Annotated in this window: 2 protein-coding genes and 1 rRNA gene; 1 reads left to right on the forward strand and 2 read right to left on the reverse strand. The window is 49.9% G+C overall.

What is annotated here, in order from left to right; genetic code table 11:
* Together lacNas_RS01155 and lacNas_RS01160 are read right to left on the reverse strand one after the other, a co-directional pair.
* Window positions 1-77: ribosomal RNA gene (locus tag lacNas_RS01155) — 16S ribosomal RNA — on the reverse strand; the annotation flags it as partial.
* A gap of 174 nt (window positions 78-251) precedes the next feature.
* Window positions 252-488, reverse strand: a complete 237-nt coding sequence (locus tag lacNas_RS01160) for a hypothetical protein (protein ID WP_201330910.1) — start codon at window positions 486-488, stop codon at window positions 252-254.
* Between the two features lie 234 nt (window positions 489-722).
* On the opposite strand from lacNas_RS01160, the gene lacNas_RS01165 reads away from it, so the two are divergent.
* Window positions 723-2,422: iron-containing alcohol dehydrogenase (locus lacNas_RS01165; protein ID WP_201336066.1), on the forward strand; the 1,700-nt coding region annotated here is incomplete at its 3' end.

Below are 2,422 nucleotides of genomic sequence, written 5' to 3' on the forward strand. Positions count from 1 at the left end.
AATTCAGCTCGCTCGACTTGCATGTATTAGGCACGCCGCCAGCGTTCGTCCTGAGCCAGGATCAAACTCTCAATTTGAAATTGAGCCTTTTTAATCTGCTCCAGATTATTTGCTTGCGAATTGACTTCGCTTATTTGTTTGGATCAAACTTCGTTTGACCCGCACACTGCGAAACTTTGTTCAGTTTTCAAAGTACCAACTGCGCCTTTGTGACGCAACGTTTTATATCTTACTCGCTTGCCGGCTGTTTGTCAACAGGCTTTCGATATTAGTTTTGTCTTCAATTTCTTTTTATTAAGAAAGCGCTTCGCGCTGTTCTTGAAGACATCTATTACTTTACCCCCTTTTTCAGCATCCGTCAATCTTTTTGCCATTTTTTCTTTAATAGTTTCGCTGATTTCATTTTTGCCTGTGCTTTTTTCTGGGCTGTCAGGCCAGTTTGAAAAAGTGATAAAAATCACTATCGCCACTTTTTTCGGCGCTTTCATGATACTACTTAGACACTCATGTAAGTGTTTTCAAGCGAATATTCATTGAAAAATTAGGCTAAATTTGCCTTGACAAAGAAAATCTAAGGACTATTATGTTAGGTGAAAAGGCTCACAAGTGATGTGCAGAACCTTAAGTTAGACAGATAGTTTTTATGGAGTGAAAAAATGGTTGAAACGAAGAAAACACAGACTGCTGCTGTGGCGGGCAAGGAATTGTCTGCTGATGAAAAAATGGCTGAAGCCAAGCGCTACACTGGTGAATTAGTCAACAAGGCCCTGGTTGCTGAGGAAGCCTACTCAACTTACAGCCAGGAACAAGTCGACAAGATCGTGGCCGCAATGGCCCTTGCCGGCAGTGAAGCTTCCCTGCAGCTGGCCCACGAGGCGGTTGATGAAACCGGCCGCGGGGTCGTTGAGGACAAGGACACCAAGAACCGCTTTGCTACCGAAAATGTCTACAACTCAATCAAGCACGACAAGACCGTCGGAATTATCGAAAGAAACCAGGTTGAAGGCTATGTAAAAGTCGCCTCCCCGCTGGGTGTTCTGGCCGGCATCGTACCGACGACCAACCCGACTTCAACGACCATGTTCAAGATCCTGATTGCCTTGAAGACGAGAAACGCGATCATCTTCTCCTTCCACCCGAAGGCCCAGAAGTGTTCAATCCATGCAGCTCAAATCATGTACGACGCTGCCTTGAAGGCTGGCGCGCCGAAGAACATCATCCAATGGATCGACAAGTCCAGTCTGGAAAACACCACGGCTTTGATCCGCAACCCAAAGATTGCTTCTATTCTGGCTACTGGCGGCCCGGGCATGGTGCACGCGGCTCTGCAGTCCGGCAACCCGTCAATGGGTGTCGGGGCCGGCAACGGGGCAATCTACATCGACCACACCGCCTTTTTGGACCGGGCAGTCGAAGACATCCTGCTTTCCAAGCGCTTTGACAACAGCATGATCTGTGCCACTGAAAACTCGGCTGTCGTGGAAGCACCGATCTACGACCAGTGGATGCAAAAGATGCAGGAAAAAGGGGCCTACCTGGTTCCAAAGAAAGACTACCAAAAGCTGGCTGACTTTGTCTTCAACGACAAACACGGCGTCAACGGCCCTGTAGCCGGCATGAGCGCCCGCTGGATCTGCGAGCATGCCGGCGTAACCCTGCCAGAAGGCAAGGACGTCCTCCTTTTTGAACTTGACCCAAAGAACATCGGCGAAAAGCTGTCATCTGAAAAGCTCTCCCCGCTTCTTTCCGTTTACAAGGCCAAGGACCGCGAAGACGGCATCAGAATCGTCAAAGCCCTGCTCAACTACCAGGGCGCCGGCCACAATGCTGCCATTCAGATCGGTTCTCCAAATGACCCGTTCATCGATGAATTCGGCAAAGCCGTCCAGGCTTCCAGAATTCTGGTCAACCAGCCTGACGCCCTGGGCGGCATCGGCGACATCTACACCGACGGCCTGCGGGCAAGCTTAACTTTAGGAACTGGATCTTGGGGGAAGAACTCATTGTCACACAACTTAACTACGACTGACCTTTTGAACATCAAGACGATTGCCAAGCGGCGGAACCGGCCGCAATGGATCCGCCTGCCAGGAAAGATCTTCTATGAAAAAGACTCAATTACCTACCTTTCAGATGAAAACGAACAAGACATCAGCCGGGCCTTTATCGTTGCCGACCCGGGGATGGTCAAGTTCCACTTCGTCGACAAGATTTACGAGCAGCTGGCTTTAAGAGACAACCACGTCGACACGGCCATCTACAGTGACGTTTTGCCAGACCCGCCGCTGAGCCAAGCCATCAAGATCGCCAAGCAGATGAAGAAGTTCACGCCGGACACCATCATCGCCATCGGCGGCGGCTCTGCTTTGGACGTAGCCAAGATTTCCCGCTACATTTATGAATACAGCCTGGATGAAGCCGA

The organism is Lactobacillus nasalidis (genome assembly GCF_016587775.1).
Lineage (GTDB): Bacteria > Bacillota > Bacilli > Lactobacillales > Lactobacillaceae > Lactobacillus > Lactobacillus nasalidis.